5 protein-coding genes are annotated in these 5,184 nt (G+C 44.1%); 3 read left to right on the forward strand and 2 right to left on the reverse strand.

Going from position 1 to position 5,184, the window contains the following annotated elements; genetic code table 11:
* Positions 1-199, forward strand: a 199-nt coding sequence (locus F6J99_RS41755; RefSeq protein WP_293122498.1) for a hypothetical protein, incomplete at its 5' end; no start/stop codon positions are given.
* 274 nt (positions 200-473) lie between these two features.
* Here F6J99_RS41755 and F6J99_RS41760 read toward each other — a convergent pair.
* The gene (locus F6J99_RS41760) at positions 474-1,124 is read right to left on the reverse strand and encodes a reverse transcriptase domain-containing protein (protein WP_293122501.1); all 651 of its coding nucleotides are present in this window, start codon (positions 1,122-1,124) and stop codon (positions 474-476) included.
* Between the two features lie 904 nt (positions 1,125-2,028).
* Here F6J99_RS41760 and F6J99_RS41765 point away from each other — a divergent pair.
* Entirely contained in the window at positions 2,029-2,988 is a 960-nt protein-coding gene (locus F6J99_RS41765; RefSeq protein WP_293122504.1) for an iron-containing redox enzyme family protein, read from the forward strand.
* Between the two features lie 5 nt (positions 2,989-2,993).
* Entirely contained in the window at positions 2,994-4,097 is a 1,104-nt protein-coding gene (locus tag F6J99_RS41770) for an AEC family transporter (RefSeq protein ID WP_293122508.1), read from the forward strand.
* A 92-nt stretch (positions 4,098-4,189) separates the two neighbouring features.
* Here F6J99_RS41770 and F6J99_RS41775 read toward each other — a convergent pair whose 3' ends face one another.
* Positions 4,190-4,642, reverse strand: coding sequence for a helix-turn-helix domain-containing protein (locus F6J99_RS41775; protein ID WP_293122511.1), 453 nt, complete (start codon positions 4,640-4,642; stop codon positions 4,190-4,192).
* Positions 4,643-5,184: the final 542 nt, after the last annotated feature.

Raw genomic sequence — 5,184 nt, forward strand, 5'->3', positions numbered from 1 at the left:
TCCAACGATTATAAGGGTGTGGCAAGAAGAGGTTTCACAGTCGGATTGGACCAGGCCGGCATTAGATGATTTATCGTTATATAAGGGAGAATTTTTCGGAGGATATATAACTTATACTAATCAATTGTTAATGGGTATAATAAATCTGGGATATGAAGAACTGGTGGTCACGGTTTCGGAAGTGGATATTGAGGAGTAGAAAAAGTACAGGGAATGGTTATGGTGAAAATAACACGTACGGAACGCCGACTTTGGGTTAAGAATAATCCTAATATATGATGGCGTGGGGGTTAGTCGTAGCGGTACTTGGAATTGGCATCCGGTATTATGAAGCGCCTTTTGGAAAACCCCACGTTTAAGTGGTGCGATTTGGCCCCGTCGTCCCAAGGAATAAACCCCATGTAAAGCGGAGTTTGAGAACTCTTTTGTGAGCTCACCAAACCCCCGGGTTCACCAAAAACGACGGGGTAAAGTCATTCCGATAACCAAAGGGTGTCCCTAGAAAGAAATCCGCTCAGCCAAGGCGCAGATATCCCACCTTTCACCCATCGCCACCAGCGTTGAAAATATGCCTCAATGCGCTCAATGGGCGCACCTCGCTCATAAAGCCGAGTCAGATTTTCAAGCATCCGTTCCACGGTCTTCCGAGCGATTCTTAAACCCGAGCTCGAAAACCAATATCCCAAAAAATCAAAGCCACTGGCGATGCGACCGATAAAGGTCTTCTCGGGATGTTTGAGAACCTTTAACTCATTCATCACCGCGTTAGTGGCTTTGATTGCTTTGCGTAACTTCCAGCGGGTCGGTGCCAGAATAACCCAATCGTCCATGTATCTTACATAGAAACAACCAAGCCGAGCCATCCGGTCATCCAGTGGTTTAAGGAATAACGCTCCAATTAGTGGAGAAAGAGGGCATCCTTTGGAGATGCCCTTTGATATATCAATGTAGTTACCGCCATCGGAAACATAGCGACGCAAATAACCCCATAACAAACATTTATAGCAATTCAACGACTTGTGAGGTAAAAATTTCTGGTTTTTAGGGAGCAGGGAGCAGGGAGCAGGGAGCAGGTAAGAGGGAAGAGGGAAAAGGGAAGAGCAGATGTAGGGTGGGCAGTGCATCAGCTAGTCAGATCCGCAAGCCATAGTCAAAGTAAGCACTGCCCACCAGCAACGGATTTTTCTGCAAGGTATGAATTAGCAGATGTAGGGTGGGCAGTGCATCAGCCAGATCATATCCGCAAGCCATAGTCAATGAATGCACTGCCCACCAGCAACAGATTTTTCAGCAAGGTATGAATTAGCCGATGTAGCCGATGTAGGGTGGGCAGTGCATCAGCAAGATCATATCCGCAAGCGATAGTCAATGTAAGCACTGCCCACCAGCAACGGATTTTTCAGCAAGTAAGGAACAAGTGGGCAGTGGTGGGCAAAATTATGATGATCTAGACTACTCCATACCACCAAAGTGTTTTTGCCCACCCTACAAGCTACTAAGCAATTTTGCGTAAGTGCGTAAGAGATATTGACTAGGTAAATAGCAAAAAGGGGAACCATAAGAAGGAGAAGGCAAACAGGGGAAACAGAATGCTGCATTTTTAAGTCATCGGTGTAAACCAGTGTGCATATGATTCATTTATTTGCTGGACTTACGCACACAATCCATGGGTAGGGGGGCTGGGTATCGTTTTGCCCCCCTAGCCCCCCAATTTTGGGGGGAACAAGACTTTGAAAGTCCCTTCCGGTGCGCTTTCCAATGGGCGAGTAAATCGCCCTTGGGTCGCACCGCAAAGTTGGGGGATTTAGGGGGCTTGACCTAAATCAGACGTTTGCGCATTCTTTCCAAGAATCAGCAACGCCGCTGATCAGTATCTATCGGAGCGTTATCGGAATAGTAAAACCGTCGATTTGACTTGACCGTCATGAAATCTTCCCACTGCTTTGATCTACTAACTTCTTCCTGTTGGGACGAAGCTTTGATTGTAGAAAACAGTAAAAACACTATTACTACTAGTGAAACTAGGTCATGCAAGACTTTCTAGAATATATGCGGACTCTACAGGTCCCGCAGGAGTTAGATAGACCCACCCAAGCCCAATCACCCAACACCTTTTCCATCGCTACCATCCAAAGCCTGGGATCTCCCCAGCAAATTCCCCATTATGCCCGAAATCATGCTCTACTCCAGCATCCCTGGTTGCTGAATTTCCAAAATCGACCGTTAAGGCACACTCACCTAGAGGAGTTAGCCACTACTGATCAAAAATTAGGAGTCTTAGTAGCTGATCATCCCCGATTATCCTCTTTAATCAGGGAAACTGGCGTCAGTCGTAATCTAGAAACTTGGCTCAAGCAGCGTTATCTGATTAGTTGGTGTTTCCCCAATTGGCTGACTGCTGTTGCTTCTAAGCTACCTACACCCCAAACCCGAATCCCTTTATTAAAGAATCTCTATGAAGAACACGGATTATCGGGGAAATCTGGTCATAGCAAACCCCATCCTCAAATGTGGCAGCAGTTATTTGAAGAATTTTCAGCGATTGACCTACTGTCACGCTACGCGATCGCACCAGGTCAGTCGATACCTCTACCTAAGTCATCACAAGAATTATTACCAGGAACCCAACGCTACCTGCAACTCTACACAACTGCTTGCTTCCAATACCCCGCTGCCTTTGGATTGGGGATACTGGCTTTCACAGAATCTATCCTACCCTATGAAAACCAACTGATTTTAGCAGGTCTGAAAAAACTGGGTATTTCCACCAAAGGACAAGAATTCTTTGCCGTTCACTGCGACTGTGATCAAGACCATGCTGAGGAAATTTTAGATGTGATTGAGCAGATCGCTAATTCTCCCCAAACCCTTTGGCAAGTATGGCAGGGCGTGGCCATGGCAGTAAGAGCTCGTCAGGGATTTTACGATGATTTGCATCGAGAATTGGTAGTGCTGGGTCAAGACACTGTTAAATCCAGTAAAGGTTAAGGGCTTTGGCTATTGAGAAAGTCATCCCCCTGGTGCTGTTTATTGCTATTGGTTATGCCCTGAAAGGAAAATTTCAAAAACCTGTAGCAGTTGGTGCCATTAAAACCTTAATTATCAATGCCTTACTTCCTGCTGCTCTCTTCCTATCCACGATCAAAATTGATATCAGTCAAGGTTTACTGTCGCTACCGCTATTCGGACTTGCTATCAATTTCTTCTTGTTAGGAATTGGATGGTTATTAACAGGTTTGGTGATTCCTAGCAAAGAAAAAGCCAAAGCCCGCTCGTTGATATTGATGTTTGCGTCTTTAGCTCCTGGCTTAACAGTTTATCCGTTTACTCAGGAATTTTTAGGTGAGCAAGGACTAGCTCTAGCTGGGTTGGTGGATGTCGGTAATAAATGTTTTGTGCTAATCGGTCTTTATGCTTTAGGGATGTATCTACACCAACGCAGTGTTGATACTGCCCAAATCAATCTCAGCAAATTCAAAACGATTGGACTAACTCTGATCCAAGAACCAGCAAATTTAGCGTTGTTACTGGGTTTGTCCATAGGAGCATTAAATCTAGGTAATACACTTATCCCAGAAATAGTTTTGCAGGCGCTGCAACGGTTAGCGGCTTGCACTACTCCGATGATTCTGTTTTTTGTAGGGATTTCTCTGAAGCCGAAAACCTTACAATTACGGAAAATTTTACTAATTTTACTGGTTCGCTCAGCAGCAGGATTCTGGTTTAGTGCAGCAGTACTGATTTTGTTTAAACCAGATACATTAGCAGAAATGCTACTAGCTGTAGTTTTACCCCAAAGCGGATTGAGTTTGTGGCCGTTGTTGTATGCTTCCCAGATTAATATGCTCGACCAGGAGCAATATCGGCCTACTCACCCCACATTTGATACGGAATTTGCTCTAGGATTACTGACCACTTCTATTCCGATATCGATTGCTGTGAATTTAATTATTTTTTCTAATAGCGAGTTTTTTATCTCTCCATCCCATCTGGGATTAGTCGGAAGTATCTTTTTGCTCCTGTTCAGTATAGCAAAGGGAACCAATCGGGAATCGGGAATCGGGAATCGGGAATCGGGAAGAGAGAATCGGGAATAGCGATGCGTTGCATCAAGACAGGGAATCAAGGTCACAAAAGACTGTACCTCATAACTGCGAGAAACGCTATGATTTTATTTTGGTTGTGAGCGTTAGGCGGTGGCGGGAAAACTGCCACCAATGAAATGGATATCACTGAAGGTTTCGATCCACAGACGAGCGCCACAACTCAATGGCTTATCTGGCTGATAAACAATCCGACAAGGACCGAGGATTTCGACTTGATTGCCGTAAAGATTGTCACCGCTTCGTTTTACTGAAATCACTGGCTGACGCTCTTCGGGGCTTTTGTGATTGTTGCTGCCAATGCGATTGCGATTGACATTGATTTTGGCCAGAGCAGGAGGACGAGTAGTACGCCATTTGCCCTTTGGTCCACGCTTCTTTTCTATGATTTGGGGCAAATTGTTGAACAGGGGAATAATCCAGAATTTCCCACTTTTATAAGCACCCCGGACGCGACCATCATTGAGGAGTTGGCGCAAGCGTCGAGAAGAAATACCTAAGAGAGAGGCTGCTTCAGTAGTACAAACGGATTTGTTCATGAGTGGATTTCCTTTAATATTCCGATAATACTATATTAATGCAAAAAGTTACCTGAGGTGGAGTTTGTCAATTATTGTTAATATTTATTTACAAAGACCTTTTCAGGTAAAGTTTAAATTGAGGTAAGTTATAGCAATTCTCTTTCCCATAAGGTACAAAATGATCCCCCTAAATCCCCCTTAAAAAGGGGGACTTTGAGGTAAATAAGTGTATCTATATATTTTCCATGAGGTACAAAATTATCCCCCTAAATCCCCCTTAAAAAGGGGGACTTTGAGGTGAATAAGTGTACCTATCTCTTTCCCATAAGGTACAAAATTATCCCCCTAAATCCCCCTTAAAAAGGGGGACTTTGAGGTGAATAAGTGTATCTATATCTTTCCCATGAGGTACAAAATTATCCCCCTAAATCCCCCTTAAAAAGGGGGACTTTGAGGTAAATAAGTGTATCTATATCTTTCCCATAAGGTACAAAATTATCCCCCTAAATCCCCCTTAAAAAGGGGGACTTTGAGGTAAATAAGTGTACCTATCTCTTTCA

The organism is Moorena sp. SIO4G3 (assembly GCF_010692305.1).
Classification (GTDB): domain Bacteria; phylum Cyanobacteriota; class Cyanobacteriia; order Cyanobacteriales; family Coleofasciculaceae; genus Moorena; species Moorena producens_A.